Genomic DNA, 19,909 nt, shown 5'->3' on the forward strand with positions numbered 1-19,909 from the left:
GCCCCCGCCGTTCAGTCGGCCTTTTCCTGGAAGAGGCCGACCCTGAGGTCGGTAGCCTTGTAGATCACTTCGCCGTCGGCCTTCATCCAGCCGTCGGCAATGCCGAGCACCAGCCGGCCGCGCATCACCCGCTTGAAGTCGATGCCGTATTCCACCAGCTTGGTCTTCGGCGTCACCATGCCGGTGAACTTCACCTCACCGGTGGAGAGGGCGCGGCCCTTCCCGGGCTCGCCGAGCCAGCCAAGGAAGAAGCCGGTCAGTTGCCACATGGCGTCGAGGCCAAGGCAGCCCGGCATTACCGGATCGCCCATGAAGTGGCAGGGGAAGAACCAGAGGTCGGGGGTGATATCGAACTCGGCGCGCACGTATCCCTTGTCGTGCGGGCCGCCGGTTTCCGAAATCTCGGTGATGCGGTTGAACATCAGCATCGGCGGCAGCGGCAGCTGCGCGTTGCCGCGGCCAAACATTTCGCCTCGGCCGCAGGTCAGGATTTCCTCATAGCTGAAGCTGGATTGCCTGGTGGTCATGAATGGTTGCTTCCCCGAGTTCTCAAACGTTCTCCGACCTGCTTTAGAGCAAGTTCGGCCTGAATTGAAGCGCGGCCCGTCCTGGTCGCTGCCGGTTGCAGTTTGTCACCATCGTCCAAGTAGAGCGACATGCGGGTGGGAAAACCTGTCTCGCATTGTCCTAAGCGCCGCTCCCTATGCGATGGCGTTCCGCCGTCGCTTACAATATGTATGTGGCCTCGGCCAGAGTTAAATGCCAGCCTTCCCCCGCTTTAGGCTGATTTTCAGGCCTTTGCGGGCGCTTCCGGGGCCGGAATCTATTGAAAGCCTCGGCGCCAGAAGTTATATCGCAAGCTGATACTCCATAATCTTGGCAGGAATATCGGAACGGCTGCGCATGACGAAAGCAATGGAAATCTCTTCGCAGGAGAGGCTGCGCAATTCGGGACTGCGCCCGACGCGCCAGCGGATTGCGCTCGCGGATCTGATTTTTGCCAAGGGCGACCGTCACCTGACCGTCGAGGAACTGCATGAGGAGGCGGTCGAGGCGGGCGTTCCGGTGTCGCTCGCAACCGTCTACAACACGCTGCACCAGTTCACCGAAGCGGGCATGATCCGTGTTCTCGCAGTCGAGAGCGCTAAGACCTATTTCGACACGAACGTTTCGGATCACCACCATTTCTTCATCGAGGGCCAGAACGAGGTCCTCGACATTCCGGTGAGCAACATTCAGATCGGCAACCTCCCGGAACCGCCGGAAGGCATGGAGATCTCCCATGTCGACGTGGTGGTCCGTCTGCGCCGCAAAACGCAGCGCTGAGTCTACATGACCTCGTCTGGATCACGGCCCGGGCCAGCCTTGCCGGCCGGTAGCGTCCAGCCATAGCGAAGCGCCCCGCCGCGGACCGCAAAGGCGGCAGCAACGCCAAGCGCCGAACTTGCGGCGAGCGGCAGGCCGAGGAGTGTCGCCACCACGAAGGCGCCGGCGCCGACAAGCGCCGCGGTGACATAGATTTCCGGCCTTAGCAGCACCGACGGCTCACCGGCCAGGAGATCACGCAGGATGCCGCCGAAGGTCGCCGTCAGCATGCCGGTGACGATCGCAACCGTCGGCGAGCCGGTGGCAGCCAGCCCCTTCGCCGCGCCCATCACGCAATAGGCGGAAAGCCCGACCGCATCGAGCCAGACGAGTAGCCGGTAGCGCGACTCGAAACGGTGCGAGGTCAGGAACACCAGGAACCCGACCGCGACGCAAACGAGCACGTAGGCGGGATTCGTCGCCCAGAAGACCGGCGTCGCGCCGAGGATCACATCGCGCATCGTGCCGCCACCGATGCCGGTGACGGAGGCCAGGAACAGGTAACCGACGATGTCGAGTTGCTTGCGCGAGGCAGAAAGCGCCCCGGTCGCGGCGAACACGGCGATGCCGGCATAGTCGAGAATTTCGAGGATCGGCATGGATGCTCCGCTTGGACGACGGCCGAATTGGCAATTTCAAGATCATTAGCGCAGCGTCGCCGACAAGTCAGGAGGCACGCGCGCTCTCGCTGCCGTATTGCCGTTCACGCGTGTATCACTGTGGCAGCAGCGTCTGCGTCCGGCCGAGCAGATAATAGGCGAGAAGCCCCGTCCATTCCTTGGCGGCGGTGGTTGCCAGCTGCGCATTGAGCGAGGGCTGGGTGAAATCAAAGCCGAGCCGCACCTTGCCGCTCGTCCGGTAGTCCGCCGCCCAGGGAACGACCTCGATGCCGTTGGCGCGGAAGAGGCCGATCGAGCGAGGCATATGATAGGCCGAAGTGACCAAAGCACAGCGTTGGAGGCCGTTCGTCGCGAGCAGATCCTTCGTATAGCGGGCGTTCTCGAAAGTGGTGCGCGAGTCTTCCTCGCGGATCACCCGATCGGCCGCGATCCCAAAGGCGTCGAAAAAGCCTCGCGAGGCCCGCGCATCGCCTTCATAGGCGCCGCTGATCGAGCCGTCGCCACCCGAAACGAGGATGCGTGCCGCCGGATTGGCTTTGGCGAGCCGCACCGCCTCGATGAAGCGATCGGCCGCCTGATTGAACTCGATGCCGCCGCGGCTTGCGATCACCACATTCTCGAAGGCGCCGCCGAGCACGATGATGCAGGAGATCTCCGTCGGCGGCGCCGGTCGGGGAAACCGGTCCTCGAGAGTCTGCAGGAAATAGGGCCCGGCGGTGGTGAACAGACTGAGGAACAGCACCACGAGACCGAGCCAAGCGAAGACGCCGCCGCTGCGGCGGAAGCGGGCGAGCATGAGCAGCACGCCGAAGAGGATGCTGAAGAAGGCAACGGAGAGTGGCTGGGCAATGAGCCAGAAGATTTTCGAGGCGAGGAACATCATGATCGTTCTTGTTCCGGTCGGTTAAGATTTCGCAAAGCCCTTAGTCGGCTTCACCGTCCAGACATGCCACTCTCGACTAAGTCTCTCATCAATTTGTCCGTTTTGACTCCGGATGCAAAGCGGATTTCACTCAACCTTGGGGTAGCGTTGAGGGGCGTGTCGTGTTCAAACGCTTGGCTTTAGTACTTGGCTTCCTATGGATGATGCCGCTCAATGCCGGCGCTGCGCAGCTTCAAATGGAGAAGCTCTCGGAGAACATTCATCTGATCCTCGTTGACGGCGAATTTATTGAAGGCGACGACACCCGTTTCAAGAATATGGCGATCACGGCCGAACGAGCCGTGGTTGCGTTCAACAGCCCCGGTGGCCTGGTACAAGTCGGTATCGAGATCGGCCGAACGATTGCGATCAAAGGCTTCTATACGGCCGTTGCGGATCAACATGTATGTGCGTCGTCGTGTGGGTTGGCTTGGCTGGCTGGCCACAAACGGCTGCTTTCTCCAACATCCAAGATCGGATTTCATGCAGCCTTCAACAACGAGAACGGTCGGCAAGATGTCAGCAGTGCGGGCAATGCGCTGGTCGGCTCATACCTCCAGCAACTCAACCTTAATCCCAATATTATCGTCTATGTCACCGCAACCCGCCCCTCCTCCATGCAGTGGCTGACGGCGGATGATGCGGAACGGATCGGTCTGGATGTGGAGGTCTTGCGTCTAGGTGACGCCGCCGCAGGTGCACCAGTGCCCTTTGGCGGAGCCGCGGAAGAACAAGCCAATCTCTCCGTGCCGGAATCCACTGTCCCGCAGCGAAGCTGGCTATATTTCGACTACACCGATCTTCCGGGCTACGACCTGCCCGGCATGCCGCTGAAGCTCGAGACCGCAGCGCAGTGCCAGTCGGCCTGCCAAGCCACCGACCGCTGCTCTGCCTTCACTTTCAATCAAATTCACCGCGCCTGCTTCCTGAAGGGAATGGCCGCCGAAGCGCTGCAGTTTTCGGGCGCCGTTTCCGGGTACTATGGTCAGGCGAGCGAGATCAGCAGGGTCGGCCACGATTTTGGCGCTTCAGTCGCATTTCGGACGAGCAGAAACGTCGAAATCGTGGGCAAACCGTTCGCGAGGATCAAGAACTTCAGTCTGGCCGCCTGTCAGGATCAGTGCGTCCTCACTCCATCTTGCCAAGGCTTTACGTTTTATCGAAACGGAATGTGCCTGATGTTCGAGGCGCGCAACCCCACGAAGGCAAATCTTACGTCAGTAGCCGGGGTTCGCGCGGACTGAGGACTGCTTGGGAAATTTTGGTGGAGCTAAGCGGGATCGAACCGCTGACCTCTTGCATGCCATGCAAGCGCTCTCCCAGCTGAGCTATAGCCCCATCAAGGGTCCGGCAGTGCCGGTTCCGGGAAGTTCGTCGGTCGTCGTGTCCGGCGAGTGGCGGCTTATTACTTCTGCTTTTGGCAGATGGCAAGCCGAAAATTGATGACCGGGGAAAATTTGTTTTCTCTTCCGGCCGGCCGGCCGGCCGCTGCATGGTCGCGCGGCCGGAGCGGCTTTTATCCGTCTTTTGAACGCTTTAGACGTCCTCGTCCTCGTCGGAGACGCCGATGAGGTCGCTCATGTCGTCGTCATCGTCATCGTCCTCGGCCTCGAGGAAGGTGTCGTCGTCATCGCCGTCGATCTCGACGTCGTCATCGCCGAGATCCGGCAGGTCGTCGCCGCCCGATGCCTCGTCGTCGGCATCCTCGAGCGAAACGAGTTCGACTTCGGTGTTCTCTGCATCGACTTCCGTGACGTCTTCCTCTTCTTCCTTCTCGAGCACCTTGGCGACGGAGGTTTCCTCGAAGAAGGACAGCGGATAGGACTTGCCGGTATAGGGGGAGACGATCGGGTCACGGTTCAGATCGTAGAATTTGCGCCCCGTTTCCGGGTCGATGCGCTTTGTTCCAAGTTCCGGTTTTGCCACAGTCAAAGCCTCTTGAATGGCCGGCGAGCCGGCTCTTGCCGGTAAAGCCGGCGGTTAGAAAGGTATCAAGCTGATGATGATTAGCCGGTCCCCATAATCGTCTTGGTGTCGTCTGTCAAAGGCAAACTTCCGGGGCCTGCTGCACCGCATTTTCTTCTTGGGGGAGGATGACCCCTATTGCTCTTTATGTTACGGAGCGCGCAACACCGGCGGTTCCTCGTTCAACCCCAAGCAGCGCTTGATCCCTGGGCCGCCGACGAGCCGGATTGTCAGAGGTAAATATCATGTCCCATGGCCTGAGCCCGCGGCCCGCCACCGCCAAGAAGTCTGCCGATCTCAAGGGCACGGTCCGCATACCCGGCGACAAGTCGATCTCGCACCGCTCCTTCATGTTCGGCGGCCTGGCCTCGGGCGAGACGCGCATCACCGGCCTGCTCGAGGGCGAGGACGTCATCAACACCGGCAAGGCGATGCAGGCGATGGGTGCCAATATCCGCAAGGAGGGCGACACCTGGATCATCAACGGCGTCGGCAATGGCGCGCTGCTCGCGCCGGAGGCGCCGCTCGATTTCGGCAATGCCGGCACCGGCTGCCGGCTGACCATGGGCTTGGTCGGCGTCTATGATTTCGATTCCACCTTCATCGGCGACGCTTCGCTGACCAAGCGGCCGATGGGCCGCGTGCTCGACCCGCTGCGTCAGATGGGCGTGCAGGTGAAGTCGGCCGAGGGCGACCGGCTGCCGGTGACGCTGCGCGGGCCGCAGACGCCGAACCCGATCACCTACCGCGTGCCGATGGCCTCTGCCCAGGTGAAATCCGCCGTGCTGCTTGCCGGCCTCAACACGCCCGGCATCACCACCGTCATCGAACCGGTAATGACCCGCGACCATACGGAAAAGATGCTGCAGGGCTTCGGCGCCAACCTGACGGTCGAGACCGATACGCAAGGCGTGCGCACCATCCGCCTCGAAGGCCGCGGCAAGCTCACCGGCCAGGTGATCGACGTGCCCGGCGACCCGTCCTCCACCGCCTTCCCGCTGGTGGCGGCGCTTCTCGTCCCGGGCTCGGACGTCACGATCCTCAACGTGCTGATGAACCCGACCCGCACCGGCCTGATCCTGACGCTCCAGGAAATGGGCGCCAATATCGAGGTCATGAACCAGCGCCTCGCCGGCGGCGAGGACGTCGCCGATCTGCGCGTCCGCTATTCGGAACTTAAGGGCGTCACCGTTCCGGAAGAGCGCGCCCCGTCGATGATCGACGAATATCCGGTGCTCGCGGTCGCCGCCGCCTTTGCCGAGGGTGCGACGGTGATGAACGGGCTCGACGAGCTGCGCGTCAAAGAATCCGACCGCCTTTCGGCCGTCGCCGATGGCCTGAAGCTCAACGGCGTCGACTGCGACGAGGGCGAAGCCTCGCTGGTCGTGCGCGGCAGGCCGGACGGCAAGGGCCTCGGCAATGCAGCGGGCGAGAAGGTGAAGACCCATCTCGACCACCGCATCGCCATGAGCTTCCTTGTCATGGGATTGGCCTCCGAGCATCCGGTGACCATCGACGACGGGACGATGATTGCCACCAGCTTCCCGGAATTCATGGATCTGATGACGGGGTTGGGTGCGAAGATCGAGTGATCGATATAACAGGACATCGGTCGGGCTCGCGTGGAGCCAAATCTCTGCAAAGCGAAATCGGCAGCGACCGGACGGCTGACGTGGTGTCCTGAGCACCGTGTAGCCGACCTTCCCCGCAGCCTCGCTTTATGAGCCGTCGCCCGAAAGCGACGGCTCATACGTTACTGCGTGCCACCCGATGGGGCTTGCTGAGTACCCTGTCCTCCTGTGGGAGCGGGTTGCGTGGTTTGCCCGCCTTCAGGCGCCTGTTGCGTTCCCTGCCCGCCAGCCGGTGTTTCGATGGTCGGGGCGTTGACATTGACATCCGTGTCACCTCCGCCGCCAGCTCCATCGAACAGGTCGCCGCCAAAGAGGAACAAGGCACCGACGACAAGCAGAACCAACACTATAGCCACGGCCCAGCCGCCGCCACTACCAGTATTCACAACTGTTGGACCTCTATCAGCCATTTAACTTCTCCTTATTCTTCACGCTGTGGCAAAACTCACGGGAGTGATTTAGGTTCCACCAAGAAGAAGGGCGATAAAGCGGGGCGAAATGAGCCTGTGGACGGATTTGAAGTCACGTTTAAATAGTTTGACGCGAAATAATCGTGGTTTTCATCAGTCGGACGAAAGAATTCCCCTATTGTTTGCCCGGCATGCAGGTTGGATGTCGCTCTGAATAGTGCCACCGCTGACCAGCGCCCTACCCGGCCCCATACGCAACAAGGCCGGCGAACCGAAATTTATCGAATGATCGTGGATTCTCCGACGATTTTGATCTAACAGGCCCCGCAGAAACGACCGCAGGACCAAATATGATCACCATCGCCATCGACGGACCCGCTGCCTCCGGCAAGGGCACGCTTTCGCGCCGCATCGCCGAGGAATACGGCTTCCACCATCTCGACACGGGGCTCACCTATCGTGCCACGGCCAAGGCGCTCCTCGATGCTGGGCTGTCGCTCGATGACGAGGCGGTTGCCGAGACGATGGCGCGCGAGGTCGAGCTTGGCGGGCTCGATCGTTCCGTGCTATCGGCGCATGCGATCGGCGAGGCGGCATCGAAAATCGCCGTCATGCCGGCGGTGCGCCGGGCGCTGGTCGAGGCGCAGCGGGGCTTTTCGCGGAAAGAGCCAGGCACGGTGCTCGACGGGCGCGACATCGGCACCGTTGTCTGCCCGGATGCGGCGGTAAAGCTCTATGTCACCGCCTCGCCGGAAGTGCGGGCCAAGCGGCGCTATGACGAGATCATTGCCGGCGGCGGCACGGCCGATTACGGGGCGATCTTCGAGGACGTCAAGAAGCGCGACGAGCGCGACATGGGCCGGGCCGACAGCCCGCTGAAGCCCGCCGAGGATGCGCACTTGCTCGACACGTCCGAAATGGGTATAGAGGCCGCATTCCAGGCGGCGAAGACGCTGATCGACGCTGCCCTGAAAGAGAAGATTTGAAGAAAGCCCTGTTTCCGGTCCCGGCCGGAACCGTCTTTCTCGAAAAGCCTGAAATTCCGTCCATGCGCCGGATTGCCCTTTAAGAAGGGCGGACTGGGTTCAGGCCCTTTTAACGCTAGCCCCCCGGCGCACATGCGTCTCCGGCAGGAGATGCAGCAGGAGATTACATGTCTGCAACCACCCCCACCCGTGATGATTTCGCCGCACTTCTCGAAGAGTCCTTCGCCAAGACGGACCTCGCCGAAGGCTATGTCGCCAAGGGCGTCATCACGGCCATCGAAAAGGACGTCGCCATCGTCGACGTCGGTCTGAAGGTCGAAGGCCGCGTTCCGTTGAAGGAATTCGGCGCCAAGGCTAAGGACGGCTCGCTCAAGGTCGGCGACGAAGTCGAAGTCTATGTCGAGCGTATCGAAAACGCGCTCGGCGAAGCCGTTCTGTCGCGCGAGAAGGCTCGGCGCGAAGAGAGCTGGATGCGCCTGGAAGTGAAGTTCGAAGCCGGCGAACGCGTCGAAGGCATCATCTTCAACCAGGTCAAGGGCGGCTTCACCGTCGATCTCGACGGCGCCGTAGCCTTCCTGCCGCGTTCGCAGGTCGACATCCGTCCGATCCGCGACGTCACGCCGCTGATGCACAACCCGCAGCCCTTCGAAATCCTCAAGATGGACAAGCGCCGCGGCAACATCGTCGTTTCGCGCCGCACGGTTCTCGAAGAGTCGCGCGCCGAGCAGCGTTCTGAAATCGTTCAGAACCTCGAGGAAGGCCAGGTTGTCGAAGGCGTCGTCAAGAACATCACCGATTACGGTGCGTTCGTCGACCTCGGCGGCATCGACGGCCTGCTGCACGTCACCGACATGGCATGGCGCCGCGTCAACCATCCGTCGGAGATCCTGAGCATCGGCCAGCAGGTCAAGGTTCAGATCATCCGCATCAACCAGGAAACCCACCGCATCTCGCTCGGCATGAAGCAGCTCGAGTCCGATCCGTGGGATGGTATCGGTGCGAAGTACCCGGTCGGCAAGAAGATCACCGGTACGGTCACGAACATCACCGACTACGGTGCGTTCGTCGAACTGGAGCCGGGCATCGAAGGCCTGATCCACATCTCCGAAATGTCCTGGACCAAGAAGAACGTTCACCCCGGCAAGATCCTGTCCACCAGCCAGGAAGTCGACGTGGTCGTTCTCGAAGTCGACCCGACCAAGCGTCGTATCTCGCTCGGCCTCAAGCAGACGCTCGAGAATCCGTGGCAGGCATTCGCGCATAGCCATCCGGCCGGCACCGAAGTCGAAGGCGAAGTCAAGAACAAGACCGAATTCGGCCTGTTCATCGGCCTCGACGGCGATGTCGACGGCATGGTCCACCTTTCCGACCTCGACTGGAACCGTCCGGGCGAGCAGGTCATCGAGGAATTCAACAAGGGCGATGTCGTCCGTGCTGTCGTTCTCGATGTGGACGTCGATAAGGAGCGTATCTCACTCGGCATCAAGCAGCTCGGCAAGGATGCGGTCGGTGAAGCTGCCGCTTCCGGCGAACTGCGCAAGAACGCCGTCGTTTCGGCCGAAGTCATCGGCGTCAACGATGGCGGCATCGAAGTGAAGCTCGTCAACCACGAGGACATCACCTCGTTCATCCGCCGCGCCGATCTGTCGCGTGACCGCGACGAACAGCGTCCGGAGCGCTTCTCGGTAGGTCAGGTTGTTGACGCCCGCGTCACCAACTTCTCCAAGAAGGACCGCAAGATCCAGCTGTCGATCAAGGCTCTGGAAATCGCGGAAGAGAAGGAGGCCGTCGCCCAGTTCGGTTCGTCCGACTCGGGTGCTTCGCTCGGCGACATTCTGGGTGCAGCGCTGAAGAACCGCCAGGGCAACGAGTAATCGTTGTCAGGTTGAAATGAAGAGGCCCGCGGAGAGCGATCTCCGCGGGCTTTTTTTACGAGCTGCAGTGCCGTTGGATTTAGTGCCTCAACCGAGATCGCCGAGCTTTTTGTAGAGGTCATAGGCATCGCTTGCCTCCGCATCGGCCGTATCGTCGCCGTCGCCTTCGGGATCCTGCCCTCCGCTCGCCTCTTCCCGGCCGTCTTTCCCGCTGCCGTCGCCCTCGCCGTCATCTCCCGGGTGGCGGGCGGTGCTCTCGTCTTCGTCGTCCACCTCCTCCTTTGCCGGCAGATAGGGCACCATTGCGAAGGGAATGATCTCCGGCAGGCCGCTCTCGACGAGAAGGGCGATGGTCTGTTGCATGGCGACGTCTTCGCCGGCCGGCGCTTGCCGCTGAACGGCAGCCGAACCGCGCGGAGCGGCCTCCGGCTTTTCCGCAGCGACCGGTTCGGAGATGGGCTGCGCGTCCTCGGCGGCGCTGTCCAGGGGCGAAGCCTCCGGCAGCCGCTCAGGCAAATCAGGCGCCGGCCGCGTCGATACCGCTTCTCGCCCGCCGTCGCTGGATACCGGCGCGCGCCCGTCCTCAGCCACCATGTACGGCAGATCGAGGCTCCTTTGGAGGAGCGCCTCGGCGGCACCGGCGAGTGCGGCCTCCGGCACGGTTCCGGGAGGCGCCGCGGCCTGGGCCGGCGGCCGTGCGTCGTTTCCTTTGGCGCGCGTCGGCGCGTAGGTTCCGTCCGTCTCGAAGCCTTCCTCTTCCCCAGCACTGCCTTGCGCGCCGGCCGGTTCCGCTTCGCCAGAAATCTGCTCCGCCCCGTCGTCGGGCAACTCCGCCGCCTGTCGCTGGCCGCCCACTTCGTCGCCCTCGGAACGAACCAGCAAGAGATCGTCCGTCGGAGCCGTGGCACTCTCCAAAGCCTCCGCCGAAGCCGTCTCTATCGCCTCGGCCAACTCGACGCCCTCGTCCGTGGCGACGGCCGCAGGCGCCGGCGCAGCACTAACGCCATTGCTCGGCGACCGTGCCGCTGGGGCCAGTGCCTGCTGCGCCGCGCGGGCCGGTGCGCCGGTCTCTGCCGCTTGCGGCATTTCTTCCAGAACCGGCTCGGCAGATGCACCGTCATCGGCACCGTAGGTCTTCCGCAACATCGCCTGCAGCAGCGCCAGGTCGTTTGGCTGCGGCGTCGGTGCGGAGGCAAGGTGCGGGGCTGCCGACAGCGGCAGCGGCAGATTCCTGATTCCCGTGTGGCCAGCGGGCAAGGGCGTCGTGGGGTTCGCAAATCCTGTCGATGGCCCGCTTTGCGTCAGGGCAGCTAGGCGTCGCGCAAGGCTGCCGCCGCCAAGCTGCCTCTCTATCGCCTGACGCTCCGGCAGCGGCAAGGATTCCACTACCTCGACGAGACGCCGGACAAAGGCGCGGCCGTCTTCCTGCGGCAGCGGCGGAAACTTGAGGAGGCGCGCAAGATCTTCGATGAGCCGCACCAGCGCCTGGCGGGGAAGAACCTCCTTGCCAGAGAGATGACGTCCGGGCATGTCGAGCAGCTTCTGGATCGCCTCGGCGCGCTGGCCGGCGGGCGGCAGCACCCGTCGGACGGCCTGGACCATGTCTTCGCCGGGCGTGCTCGCGGTCCTGATCGTGCCAATCAGTATCGGCATCCTCGTCTCCAATTGCGCGCAGCGGCGCCAGGGGGAGCCGCGCTCGCCATCGAACGTCCTTGCTGCTGGAGGGCGCCTCATGCGCGTAGCGGCCGATGGGCCGGGCCCGCCGCGGCAGCGCCGCGGGCATGGGACTTGGGCATGATCATCAAATATAGGGCACAGAAGTTTAAGAACTGTTAACCATGGCCGCGGCGGCGACGATAAGACGGGGCGGCTTTTCCCCGGGGCCACCGGATCCTGCGTCCGACGCTTCGCTCTTGCGGGAGGGCTCCCGCCGGTCCATCCTGTGAGGGCCAGTCTCGATGGAGCTGCCGATGACATTCCGTCCGCCGCAATCGCTGAGCCGCTTCAATGCCGGAAGCGACGTGAACGTTCTCGAATACGAGCTGATGGCCGAGCGCGCCGATGCCCTGGGGCGCCACGGCCTCAAGGTCGAGAAAGCGATCGCCGCCGTCACCGGCTTCGACCGGGACAGGGGTCGGCCGGAGGAACGCCAGCGGCTGCTCGACGAGGCAGCCGACGCCGTCTGGGCCTTCCTCATCCAGCGGGAAATCTGCGGCTTGCGCGACAGCCGCGACGCGGTGCGCCGCTATGGCATTCCCGGGGAAGTCATGGCGCGGCTCGGGATTGTCAGGAAGCGATAGGCCGCGCGGGACGCGGCAGTCTACTCGCGTCGCAGCTTCAGCCATCCGTCAGGCCCGGCGAAAGCCGCCGCCGAGCCTCATTTGAACGAGCCGTTACCAGCCGTATCTGTAGTACCGATGGCCGTAGTAACCGGGCCGATAATAGCGGTACGGAGCGCCGTAATACCGGTACGGATAGTAACCGGGATAGTAGCCCGGGCCGTAATAGCGGGTGCCGTAATAATAGCGGTTCCCATAATAATGGCGACGCGGATAGTATCCACCGGACCCGAAATAGAAGGCGATTCCGGCCCGTCGATAGCCGGGATAATAGCCCGGCCAGCCGCCATAGTAACCGCCGCGCCAGCGCGGATAATAGCCCCGACCATAGTATCCTCGGTGGGTGACACTCTGGACGTCCGCAGGGGCCTTGATCTCTATGTCGAGCGCCGGACGCGGCATGGCCTGAACGGGCGCTGCAGGGGGGATCATGGAGGCGGCCGCCAGAGCGCAGCTCATAACGAAATTCCGAAATCCCGTCATTTTCTCCTCACTTTCCGAAAGACGTGCTTTCTGGTTCCTGCCCCTCCTCCTCAGACCTCTGTTTGGTTGAGTTTTATTTCACGACGCAGGGCGCGCGCACGCGTACTCACGCCCGGATTTCCGCGCCGTCCAGTCGTCCGCAGAAGCATGCGCCTCTCCGGCCCTCATGTCACTGGAATTCTTGCCCGACTTTGCGCCGTTTGAACGCCCCGGCCGGATCCGCACAAAGCGGGTTATGCCGAAGCGGCGCCGCTTGCCGCGCTTTTTCGCGTCCTGGCGCGAAAACTTCAAAATGCCTGTTGACACTTCGCCCCCGGCCTTTTACATGCCGGTCCGTCGCCCAGATGGCGGAATTGGTAGACGCGCAGGTTTCAGGTACCTGTGCCGCGAGGCGTGGAGGTTCGAGTCCTCTTCTGGGCACCATTTCCCTTTTAGAAATGCAGAAAAAGCCCGGATCTCCGGGCTTTTTGCATTTCTGCGACCCAGACAGAACGGACCTGCTCGCCGCCCTACGCCGCCGTGCCCGCCTGCTCGCCGGGCGGTTGTCCCGCGATCGAGGCGGCCGGCAACACCTCGTAGATTTCCAGCGCAGTGGCACGCCCCTTTGCCTGGGCGAAGCCGAGCGGGCGGAAGCCGATGACCCCGCTGCATTGCGCCACCACGGCGCCGCTCGCGAGTATTGTCGTGCCGTAGTCCTTGTTCATGCCTTCGAGCCGCGAGGCGACGTTCACCGTGTCGCCCATGGCGGTATATTGCAGCCGTTCCTTGGCGCCGACGCTGCCGACGACGGCAGGGCCGGTATGGATGCCGAAGCGGGTGCGGAACTCCGGCAGCCCCATCTCCCGTTGCTTGGCGTTGAAGTCGGCGAGCCGCTCCTCCACGGCCAGGGCGCAGCGGCAGGCGTGTTCGGCATGGCGCGGGTCGGCGACCGGCGCGTTCCACATGGCAAAGACCGAGTCGCCCAGAAACTGGATAATCGTGCCGTCATGGGCGGCGACCACATCGCTGAAGATGTCGAAATATTCCGACAGCATCGCCACCACCGCCTCCGGCGAGTGATGCTCGCTGATCGTGGTGAAATCGTAGATGTCGGTGAACAGCGCCGTCACCTCCTGGCGCCAGCCGGCCCGGCCGGCGAACTGCCCGGATTCGATGCCCTTGCGCACCAGCTCCCGCGGCACATAGAGCGCGAAGGTGAAGATCGCGTCGCGGGCCCTGTTCATCGCGCTGTTGAGGGTCGAGATTTCCGCCACATGCGAGGAGACCTCGATCGGCGTCGCGAAATCGAGATCCTGCAGCCGGTTGGCGCTGGCGGTGAGCTGGTTGAGCGACTTGGTGACGAGATGCGCCAGCACCAGCGAGAAGAGGACGGCAAGCACCACCACCGAACCGGAGATGGCGAGGCCCTGGACGAGAGTCTCGTTGGCGGCGGCCATCAACTCGTCGAGCGGCGCCGCGACCACGATCCGGTGGCCCGCTAGAAGCTGCGCCGATTGGATCGGCGTCACCGCGACGAGATAGGTGCGATCGGCCACATCGATTAGGCCGGCCTCGCCCGGCGGCGGCGGGTTGCGCCGGATGCTTTCGACGAGCGGATCGGCCTCGGGCACCGCGACCGGCGCGGTGCTGTCCTTCGTGGCCAGAATGCGCTTCATCGCCATCGGATCCGAATGGATGATCGGCCTTCCGACAGCATCGAGAACCAGCGACACGGAGTCGGCCGTCAGCCGTTCGCGAGACAGGAAATCGGTGATCGTGTCCACGACGACGTCGGCGCCGATGACGATCTGCGGATTGCCACGATGGGCCTGGGAGATGGTCATGCCGAGCTTGCCCGTCGTCGCCATCTCATAAGGACCGATCGCCATCGGCGCCTTCCCGTTGACGGCCGCGCGGTACCAGGGGCGCGTCCGCGGATCGTAGGGGGTCGAGGGCACGCGGCGCTCGGCGAACTGCAGGCCGCTTGCGTCGAGGAAGAGCACCCGATAAAGCCCCCTCCCCTGGTCGCCCCGCTCCATCGAGCGAACGGCGAGCGTCGCCCCGCGCGGCGCGTCGAGTGCCATCCGCCAGGCGGCCGACCTCAGATCGACCACATGGAAGAAGGCGCCGCTCGGATAGCCGACATAGACGCCATCGATATGAGGCGAGCGGATGATGCCTTCGCGCAGCAGTGCCACCTTGTCGTTCATGCGCTGCGGCGGCGGCACCAGAAAGGCGTTGGCGACCGATGCGACGAGGCTGACCAGCGCCGACGTGTCCCCGGAAAGCATACCGAGCCGATCGACGAGGCGATCGACGAAGGCGCCCATGTTGGCCTCGGCGTCCTCAATCGCCGCATTGCGGGCGCGGCGGTAGTCGAGCCCTACGAGGGTGGCGGACACGACGACGAGCACGGCGACCATGACGAGGCTCAGCAGTGACCGGAGCGTCCAGGTCTCGAGACGCTTGTTCTCCTTAGAGCCGCGCATGTCCGTGCCCCTATGCGGATTGGCTATTTTGATCTTGGCGCTATCGCGCTGCTTTGCATAGGGCCGTTTGTTGCCGTTGTCAGCAGGGCGGCATCAATTGACGCTGACCGGCCGCGATCGCATGCGCGCCACCGTCTCCCGTTCCGCCCGCTTGCAGCGCAACGGCGGCAGGTTGCGGTCCATCAGGTCCATGTCGTCCAGCACCATCTCGCCCATCTTCTTGAAGGCCTGGTCGAGCGCGCCGGCGCGGTGCGCCGAGCGCAGGAAGCCGGGAAGCCGGCGGACCGGATGGTCGAGCGGAAGCGGTTCTTCCGGGAAGACGTCGCTCGCCGCGACGATCCGGCCGCTTTTAACCGCGGCGACCAGCGCGTCGAAATCGACGACGCCGGCGCGGCTGAGCAGAATGAAGGCCGCTCCGGGCCGCATCTTCGCGAAGGCCTCGGCGCCGAGAAAACCTTCGTTTTCGCTGGTGACGGCGGCGACGACGAAGACGAAATCGCTGCTCGAGAGCACCGTCTCGAGCGAGGCCGGCTCAACCCCGGCGTCGGCGAGAATGGAGGCGGGCAGCCAGGGATCGTAGACGCGGATCCTGGCGCGAAAGCCGGAAAGCACCCGGTTCAACGCCCTTCCGAGATCGCCGAAGCCGACGATGCCGATCTCGGAGCCGGAGAGGAGCCGCGCCGAGCGGTTGCCGTCGCCGCCCCAGAGCTCGCGTCCCTCGCGAAAGGCGAGATCGGCATCCACGATGCCGCGGGCGAGATTGAGCGCCATGGCGAGCCCCAGTTCCGCCACCGGCTCGGCAAAGACCTGGCCGGTCGTCACCACGTGAATGCCGCGGCGGAAAAGGACCTCATAGGGCATGTTGTTCAAGAGATTGCTTTCGACATTGAGGATGGCGCGCAGCTGCGGCATGCGTTCGAGCGTCCGCTCATCCAGGGGCGGTTGGCCGATGATGTAGCGAACCTGGCCAAGCGTTGCTTCATCGAGCCCGGCGATATTGTCCCGGTCGGCTTCGACGAGGCGGTAGCGCCTGTTGAGCGCTTCCAGCGTTTCCCGGCTGAAGATCAGCTCGAGCGTGCGCGGCGCCGGCGCGCTGATGACAAGCGGTCGGTTCGTCTCGGGCATTGTTTTCTCCATTCCTTTTGGTCGTCAAAGCCTTGCCGCGCTCAATAGTTCAGGCCCCGCTTCTGCCGTTCCAGAGACGGCGGCAGCCGGCCGCTTTGAAAGACCGGCCCGTCGCCTTTACGGCATCGGTAGATCGTGTCGTAGCGCGGACGGCCATGAGAGGACTCGAAGGGTCCATAGCGGTCGATGAAAACCTGCTCGCACGCCGTGGCCTCACCGTCCTGCAGCGGGTTCACTGGCCGCACGCCGGGAAGGTCATGAAAGCTCTGGGCAAAGTTCAGAGGCGTCTCGTCCGCCGGGGCGACAGTGGCCGAGAGGCCGAGCATCAGGACGGCCAGAAAAAGCGACGGTGCGGAACGGAAGGAGGTCATGCCGGCGGACTTTCGGGAGGACGGCGGCGGGACGCCGACGAGGGACACGGTATCGCGGCCGACAAACTTGCGCTATAGGCCAGCTACGCTCTACAGCGCCGCCCGCCTATGGGCGCGGCCAGGTGCTGCTACTTTGAATCACTGCATGGTTCTTAAATCGAATCCGCTTAAGGAACCATGCAGCTCACGATCTGGGGATTCTCGATGGCGAATACAATACGGTTCCACGAAGGTGATATTTCCGCAGCCGATGCGGCCCGCTATACCGGCGCGATCGCCATCGATACGGAAACGCTCGGTCTTGTCCCCCGCCGCGACCGTCTCTGCGTCGTGCAGCTTTCGCCGGGCGACGGCACCGCCGACGTGATCCGCATCGCCGCCGGCCAGAAAGAGGCGCCGAACCTCGTTGCCATGCTTGCCGATCCGGCCCGCCAGAAGATTTTTCATTTCGGCCGATTCGACATCGCCGTGCTGTTCCACACTTTCGGTGTCACTGCTGCTCCGGTCTTCTGCACAAAGATCGCCTCGCGTCTGACCCGCACCTATACGGACCGGCACGGCCTCAAGGACAACCTCAAGGAACTGCTCGACATCGATATCTCCAAGCAGCAGCAGTCCTCCGATTGGGCCGCCGACATCCTCTCGCCGGCGCAGCTCGAATACGCCGCCTCGGACGTGCTCCACCTGCATGCGCTGCGCGACAAGCTGACGGCACGCCTCCTGCGCGACGGCCGCATGGACCACGCCGAAGCCTGCTTTGCCTTCCTGCCGACGCGCGCCAAGCTCGACCTGCTCGGCTGGGAAGAGACGGATATTTTCGCGCATAGCTGAGACTGCGATTTAGGACGGCATCAGCCACAGCAGCGCCGCATAACGCCCGGCCTTGCCGATCGTCACATAGGCGAGAAAGACCGTGAGCGGCGTCCGGAGCAGCCCGGCGGCGAGCGTCAGCGGATCGCCGACGATCGGCAGCCAGGAGAAAAGCAACACCGGCTGGCCGTATCGCGCGAAGAGAGTTTCGGCCTTTTGCCGCGCCAGCGGTGAGACCGGAAACCAACGCCTGTCCTCGAAACGGATCGCGAACCGGCCGAGGGCGTAATTCACCAGCGCGCCGAGCACATTGCCCACCGTCGCTGCGAGAAACAGCGCGGCCCGGGTCGTCTCGGCTGAAAGCGCCGCAGCAACCACCGCCGCTTCCGACAGGCCGAAGAGCAGGGTCGCGGAGAGAAAGGCTGCGCCGAAGACGCCGGCAAGCGTGGCGAGATCCAGGAGTTCAGCTCCTGTCGACGTGGCCGAGATCGCGCTCCGGCTCGAGGACGTCGCGGATTCGCTGCTTCAATTCCTTTGGCCCTGGAAAGCCCCCGTCGCGCTTGCGTTCCCAGACGAGCTCGCCATCGACGCGGATCTCGAAATTGCCGCCGGTGCCGGGGATCAGCGCCACTTCGCCGAGCGTGTCGGCGAAGGTCGACAGCAGCTCCTGCGCCATCCAGCCGGCGCGCAGCAGCCAGTTGCACTGGGTGCAATAGAGGATCGTGACGCGCGGCTTCTCACTCATCTGGCAATGTCCTGTTTTCGGCCACCATAGCTTCCCGATTGGTACGGAACAACCGGCGCTTCACCGGCTCTTCACACGATTGTCAACTCGAACAATCATGTTTTTATCGCGCGGTCCTTGTTTTTGAAGAGATGTGCGGCAAGAGACTTTTGCATTGCAACACACTGCGAGAGGGATAGCATGACCACTGCAACCAACAGCCGCCCGCGAACGATTCTGCCAGCGCTCGAAAAGATCTACCTGCCGCTCGATACCTTCGCCGAAACGCTGCTACGCGTGCTGGCCGGCGCGCTGCTCGTCACCCATGGCTACGGCAAGATCCTCGATCCGTTCGGCGCCGTCGGCATGGTCGAGGGGCTCGGCTTTTATCCGGGCGCCTTCTGGTCGCCGCTGCTCGCCGCCACCGAATTCTTCGGCGGCATCTTCATCGCCATCGGCTTCCTGACCCGGCCCGCCGCCTTTGCGGCCACCATCGTGCTGCTCGTCACCGTCTATTTCCACGGCATCGTCCAGGGCCAGGGTCTTGGCGGCGCCGAGAAGTCGATCCTCTGGGCGGCGATCACCTTCTTCTTCGCCATCCGCGGGGCCAACGGCCAGTCGGTCGACGCCAAGCTCGGCAAGCAGTTCTGAACCTTGTACCGAGACGCGGCCGGAGTGTTCCGGCCGCGTCTCCAGTATCATGCCTTCTCAGCCTACTTGAACGGCCGCTTCGCCCGTGGTCATCTGATGGCGGGAGGAGCGAAGCATGAGTGAAGCGATCGAAGGCGGCTGCTTTTGCGGCCGCATCCGCTACCGCCTGAAGCGCCGGCCGATGTTCGTCCATTGCTGCCATTGCCGCGATTGCCAGCGCCAGCTCGGCAGCGCCTTCGTCATCAACGGCCTCGTCGAGGCGGAAAACCTCGAGCTTCTTCAAGGCGAGCCAGTGATCGTCACGCTTTCGACCGACAGCGGCCGGCCGCACGACGTCTATCGCTGCGCCGAATGCCAGTCGGCGCTCTGGAGCGACTACGGCCGGCGCAAGTGGCTTGCCTTCCTGCGTCTGGCGACGCTCGACCGGCCGTCCGAATTTCCGCCGGACGTGCATATCTACACGCGTTCGAAACTCGACTGGGTGCCGCTGCCGGCGGGGGCGAGGGTTTTCGACGCCTATTACGACACGCAGGCGGAATGGCCGCAAGAGAGCCTCGAACGACTCAACGAGGCCCGCGCCAAGGCCAAGGGGCAGGCCAAGCCGTGACGAAAAGCGAGCGCGAAAAGATGGCGGCGGGCGAGTGGTACACCTGCGTCGACCCGGAACTCGACGCGCTGCGCGCCGCCGCCCGCCGCGCCGTTAACCAGCACAACATAATGGCGCCGGACGAGCGCGGCCGCATGGCCCCGCCGCTGGAGGCGCTCTTCGTGGCGGTTGCGGCAGACGCGTTCGTCGAGGCGCCGTTCCATTGCGCCTACGGCATGAACATCACCCTCGGCGCCGGCGTCTACCTGAATGCCGGCTGCACCATCCTAGACTGCGCCTCGGTCGTCATCGGCGACGGCTCGATGCTGGGTCCGGGCGTCCATATCTACTGCGCCGAGCATCACAAGGACGTGGCGCTCCGCCGCGCCGGGCTGGAAATCGCTCGGCCGGTGACGATCGGCAGGGACGTCTGGATCGGCGGCGGTGCGATCATCTTGGCCGGCGTGATGATCGGCGACGGTGCCGTCGTCGGCGCCGGCGCGGTGGTGACGAAGGACGTGGCGCCAGGCGCGACGGTGGTGGGGAACCCGGCGCGGGTGCGCTGACAAAGGAAGAACG

General features: G+C 63.6%; 21 protein-coding genes and 2 tRNA genes. 11 read left to right on the forward strand and 12 right to left on the reverse strand.

All coding sequences use genetic code 11. The features are described from left to right. Positions 1–11 precede the first annotated feature (11 nt). Entirely contained in the window at positions 12–527 is a 516-nt protein-coding gene (fabA, locus tag ATC00_RS26230; protein WP_037377826.1) for a 3-hydroxyacyl-[acyl-carrier-protein] dehydratase FabA, read from the reverse strand. Between the two features lie 376 nt (positions 528–903). On the opposite strand from fabA, the gene irrA reads away from it, so the two are divergent. Next, positions 904–1,326: an iron response transcriptional regulator IrrA gene (gene irrA / locus ATC00_RS26235; protein ID WP_037377824.1), complete on the forward strand. Its 423-nt coding sequence runs from the start codon at positions 904–906 to the stop codon at positions 1,324–1,326. A gap of 2 nt (positions 1,327–1,328) precedes the next feature. Here the strand turns inward: irrA and ATC00_RS26240 are convergent, their stop codons facing one another. Then, complete coding sequence (locus ATC00_RS26240; protein ID WP_037377822.1) at positions 1,329–1,964, reverse strand: trimeric intracellular cation channel family protein; 636 nt, start codon at positions 1,962–1,964, stop codon at positions 1,329–1,331. 115 nt (positions 1,965–2,079) lie between these two features. Continuing rightward, the gene (locus ATC00_RS26245) at positions 2,080–2,865 is read right to left on the reverse strand and encodes a YdcF family protein (protein ID WP_037377851.1); all 786 of its coding nucleotides are present in this window, start codon (positions 2,863–2,865) and stop codon (positions 2,080–2,082) included. A gap of 164 nt (positions 2,866–3,029) precedes the next feature. On the opposite strand from ATC00_RS26245, the gene ATC00_RS26250 reads away from it, so the two are divergent. Further along, positions 3,030–4,151, forward strand: coding sequence for a PAN domain-containing protein (locus tag ATC00_RS26250; protein ID WP_153045287.1), 1,122 nt, complete (start codon positions 3,030–3,032; stop codon positions 4,149–4,151). An 18-nt stretch (positions 4,152–4,169) separates the two neighbouring features. Here the strand turns inward: ATC00_RS26250 and ATC00_RS26255 are convergent. Together ATC00_RS26255 and ATC00_RS26260 are read right to left on the reverse strand one after the other, a co-directional pair. After that, positions 4,170–4,245 (reverse strand) — tRNA-Ala (locus tag ATC00_RS26255). Between the two features lie 198 nt (positions 4,246–4,443). Beyond that, entirely contained in the window at positions 4,444–4,833 is a 390-nt protein-coding gene (locus ATC00_RS26260) for a TIGR02300 family protein (protein WP_037377820.1), read from the reverse strand. Between the two features lie 284 nt (positions 4,834–5,117). On the opposite strand from ATC00_RS26260, the gene aroA reads away from it, so the two are divergent. The 3 genes from aroA (at position 5,118) to rpsA (ending at position 9,773) form a co-directional block, all read left to right on the forward strand. Then, complete coding sequence (aroA, locus tag ATC00_RS26265) at positions 5,118–6,464, forward strand: 3-phosphoshikimate 1-carboxyvinyltransferase (protein WP_037377818.1); 1,347 nt, start codon at positions 5,118–5,120, stop codon at positions 6,462–6,464. Positions 6,465–7,263: 799 nt separating this feature from the next. Beyond that, positions 7,264–7,899: a (d)CMP kinase gene (cmk, locus tag ATC00_RS26275; protein WP_064255020.1), complete on the forward strand. Its 636-nt coding sequence runs from the start codon at positions 7,264–7,266 to the stop codon at positions 7,897–7,899. A gap of 167 nt (positions 7,900–8,066) precedes the next feature. Beyond that, the gene (gene rpsA / locus ATC00_RS26280; protein WP_037377801.1) at positions 8,067–9,773 is read left to right on the forward strand and encodes a 30S ribosomal protein S1; all 1,707 of its coding nucleotides are present in this window, start codon (positions 8,067–8,069) and stop codon (positions 9,771–9,773) included. An 87-nt stretch (positions 9,774–9,860) separates the two neighbouring features. Here the strand turns inward: rpsA and ATC00_RS26285 are convergent, their stop codons facing one another. Beyond that, positions 9,861–11,426 carry a hypothetical protein gene (locus ATC00_RS26285; protein ID WP_064255021.1) on the reverse strand — a complete coding sequence of 522 codons (1,566 nt, stop codon included), beginning with the start codon at positions 11,424–11,426 and terminating at the stop codon, positions 9,861–9,863. A gap of 317 nt (positions 11,427–11,743) precedes the next feature. On the opposite strand from ATC00_RS26285, the gene ATC00_RS26290 reads away from it, so the two are divergent. After that, positions 11,744–12,073 carry a DUF6665 family protein gene (locus ATC00_RS26290; protein ID WP_037377847.1) on the forward strand — a complete coding sequence of 110 codons (330 nt, stop codon included), beginning with the start codon at positions 11,744–11,746 and terminating at the stop codon, positions 12,071–12,073. A gap of 93 nt (positions 12,074–12,166) precedes the next feature. Here the strand turns inward: ATC00_RS26290 and ATC00_RS26295 are convergent, their stop codons facing one another. Next, the gene (locus tag ATC00_RS26295; protein WP_037377799.1) at positions 12,167–12,595 is read right to left on the reverse strand and encodes a hypothetical protein; all 429 of its coding nucleotides are present in this window, start codon (positions 12,593–12,595) and stop codon (positions 12,167–12,169) included. Positions 12,596–12,933: 338 nt separating this feature from the next. Between ATC00_RS26295 and ATC00_RS26300 the strand changes: the two genes are divergently transcribed. Beyond that, a tRNA-Leu gene (locus ATC00_RS26300) sits at positions 12,934–13,018 on the forward strand. Positions 13,019–13,104: 86 nt separating this feature from the next. Here the strand turns inward: ATC00_RS26300 and ATC00_RS26305 are convergent. The 3 genes from ATC00_RS26305 to ATC00_RS26315 all read right to left on the reverse strand — a co-directional run bounded on the left by ATC00_RS26305 (position 13,105) and on the right by ATC00_RS26315 (position 16,514). Then, on the reverse strand, positions 13,105–15,063 hold the full coding sequence (locus ATC00_RS26305) for an adenylate/guanylate cyclase domain-containing protein (protein WP_064255022.1): 1,959 nt from the start codon (positions 15,061–15,063) through the stop codon (positions 13,105–13,107). A gap of 93 nt (positions 15,064–15,156) precedes the next feature. Then, a complete protein-coding gene (locus ATC00_RS26310) occupies positions 15,157–16,188 on the reverse strand; it encodes a hydroxyacid dehydrogenase (protein ID WP_082912569.1) in 1,032 nt (343 codons plus the stop codon). Positions 16,189–16,229: 41 nt separating this feature from the next. Beyond that, positions 16,230–16,514: a hypothetical protein gene (locus tag ATC00_RS26315; protein WP_412458436.1), complete on the reverse strand. Its 285-nt coding sequence runs from the start codon at positions 16,512–16,514 to the stop codon at positions 16,230–16,232. Between the two features lie 249 nt (positions 16,515–16,763). Here ATC00_RS26315 and ATC00_RS26320 point away from each other — a divergent pair, with 249 nt between their 5' ends. Beyond that, positions 16,764–17,390 carry a ribonuclease D gene (locus ATC00_RS26320; protein ID WP_037377845.1) on the forward strand — a complete coding sequence of 209 codons (627 nt, stop codon included), beginning with the start codon at positions 16,764–16,766 and terminating at the stop codon, positions 17,388–17,390. Positions 17,391–17,399: 9 nt separating this feature from the next. On the opposite strand, the gene ATC00_RS26325 is transcribed toward ATC00_RS26320, so the two are convergent. Then, on the reverse strand, positions 17,400–17,747 hold the full coding sequence (locus tag ATC00_RS26325) for a YqaA family protein (protein ID WP_037377787.1): 348 nt from the start codon (positions 17,745–17,747) through the stop codon (positions 17,400–17,402). 85 nt (positions 17,748–17,832) lie between these two features. Then, positions 17,833–18,114 carry an Rdx family protein gene (locus tag ATC00_RS26330; protein ID WP_064255024.1) on the reverse strand — a complete coding sequence of 94 codons (282 nt, stop codon included), beginning with the start codon at positions 18,112–18,114 and terminating at the stop codon, positions 17,833–17,835. 180 nt (positions 18,115–18,294) lie between these two features. Here ATC00_RS26330 and ATC00_RS26335 point away from each other — a divergent pair, with 180 nt between their 5' ends. From ATC00_RS26335 to ATC00_RS26345, 3 genes are all read left to right on the forward strand, one after another. Then, positions 18,295–18,744 (forward strand): DoxX family protein, encoded by a 450-nt coding sequence (locus tag ATC00_RS26335; RefSeq protein WP_037377781.1) that lies wholly within the window; start codon positions 18,295–18,297, stop codon positions 18,742–18,744. A 115-nt stretch (positions 18,745–18,859) separates the two neighbouring features. Next, the gene (locus tag ATC00_RS26340; protein WP_064255025.1) at positions 18,860–19,351 is read left to right on the forward strand and encodes a GFA family protein; all 492 of its coding nucleotides are present in this window, start codon (positions 18,860–18,862) and stop codon (positions 19,349–19,351) included. Beyond that, the gene (locus ATC00_RS26345; protein WP_082912570.1) at positions 19,348–19,896 is read left to right on the forward strand and encodes a sugar O-acetyltransferase; all 549 of its coding nucleotides are present in this window, start codon (positions 19,348–19,350) and stop codon (positions 19,894–19,896) included. Before ATC00_RS26340 ends, ATC00_RS26345 begins: the two co-directional genes overlap by 4 nt. The last annotated feature ends 13 nt before the right edge of the window (positions 19,897–19,909 follow it).

Origin of the sequence: Sinorhizobium americanum (assembly GCF_001651855.1) — a bacterium.
GTDB classification, from domain to species: domain Bacteria; phylum Pseudomonadota; class Alphaproteobacteria; order Rhizobiales; family Rhizobiaceae; genus Sinorhizobium; species Sinorhizobium americanum.

Coding starts and splice junctions, on each gene's coding strand:
- ATC00_RS26285 (WP_064255021.1), bottom strand. CDS start 11,426: ATGCCGATACTGATTGGCACGATCAGGACCGCGAGCACGCCCGGCGAA.
- ATC00_RS26290 (WP_037377847.1), top strand. CDS start 11,744: ATGACATTCCGTCCGCCGCAATCGCTGAGCCGCTTCAATGCCGGAAGC.
- ATC00_RS26305 (WP_064255022.1), bottom strand. CDS start 15,063: ATGCGCGGCTCTAAGGAGAACAAGCGTCTCGAGACCTGGACGCTCCGG.
- ATC00_RS26310 (WP_082912569.1), bottom strand. CDS start 16,188: ATGCCCGAGACGAACCGACCGCTTGTCATCAGCGCGCCGGCGCCGCGC.
- cmk (WP_064255020.1), top strand. CDS start 7,264: ATGATCACCATCGCCATCGACGGACCCGCTGCCTCCGGCAAGGGCACG.
- ATC00_RS26335 (WP_037377781.1), top strand. CDS start 18,295: ATGACCACTGCAACCAACAGCCGCCCGCGAACGATTCTGCCAGCGCTC.
- ATC00_RS26240 (WP_037377822.1), bottom strand. CDS start 1,964: ATGCCGATCCTCGAAATTCTCGACTATGCCGGCATCGCCGTGTTCGCC.
- ATC00_RS26315 (WP_412458436.1), bottom strand. CDS start 16,514: ATGCTCGGCCTCTCGGCCACTGTCGCCCCGGCGGACGAGACGCCTCTG.
- rpsA (WP_037377801.1), top strand. CDS start 8,067: ATGTCTGCAACCACCCCCACCCGTGATGATTTCGCCGCACTTCTCGAA.
- ATC00_RS26295 (WP_037377799.1), bottom strand. CDS start 12,595: ATGACGGGATTTCGGAATTTCGTTATGAGCTGCGCTCTGGCGGCCGCC.
- ATC00_RS26245 (WP_037377851.1), bottom strand. CDS start 2,865: ATGTTCCTCGCCTCGAAAATCTTCTGGCTCATTGCCCAGCCACTCTCC.
- ATC00_RS26330 (WP_064255024.1), bottom strand. CDS start 18,114: ATGAGTGAGAAGCCGCGCGTCACGATCCTCTATTGCACCCAGTGCAAC.
- fabA (WP_037377826.1), bottom strand. CDS start 527: ATGACCACCAGGCAATCCAGCTTCAGCTATGAGGAAATCCTGACCTGC.
- ATC00_RS26340 (WP_064255025.1), top strand. CDS start 18,860: ATGAGTGAAGCGATCGAAGGCGGCTGCTTTTGCGGCCGCATCCGCTAC.
- ATC00_RS26320 (WP_037377845.1), top strand. CDS start 16,764: ATGGCGAATACAATACGGTTCCACGAAGGTGATATTTCCGCAGCCGAT.
- aroA (WP_037377818.1), top strand. CDS start 5,118: ATGTCCCATGGCCTGAGCCCGCGGCCCGCCACCGCCAAGAAGTCTGCC.
- irrA (WP_037377824.1), top strand. CDS start 904: ATGACGAAAGCAATGGAAATCTCTTCGCAGGAGAGGCTGCGCAATTCG.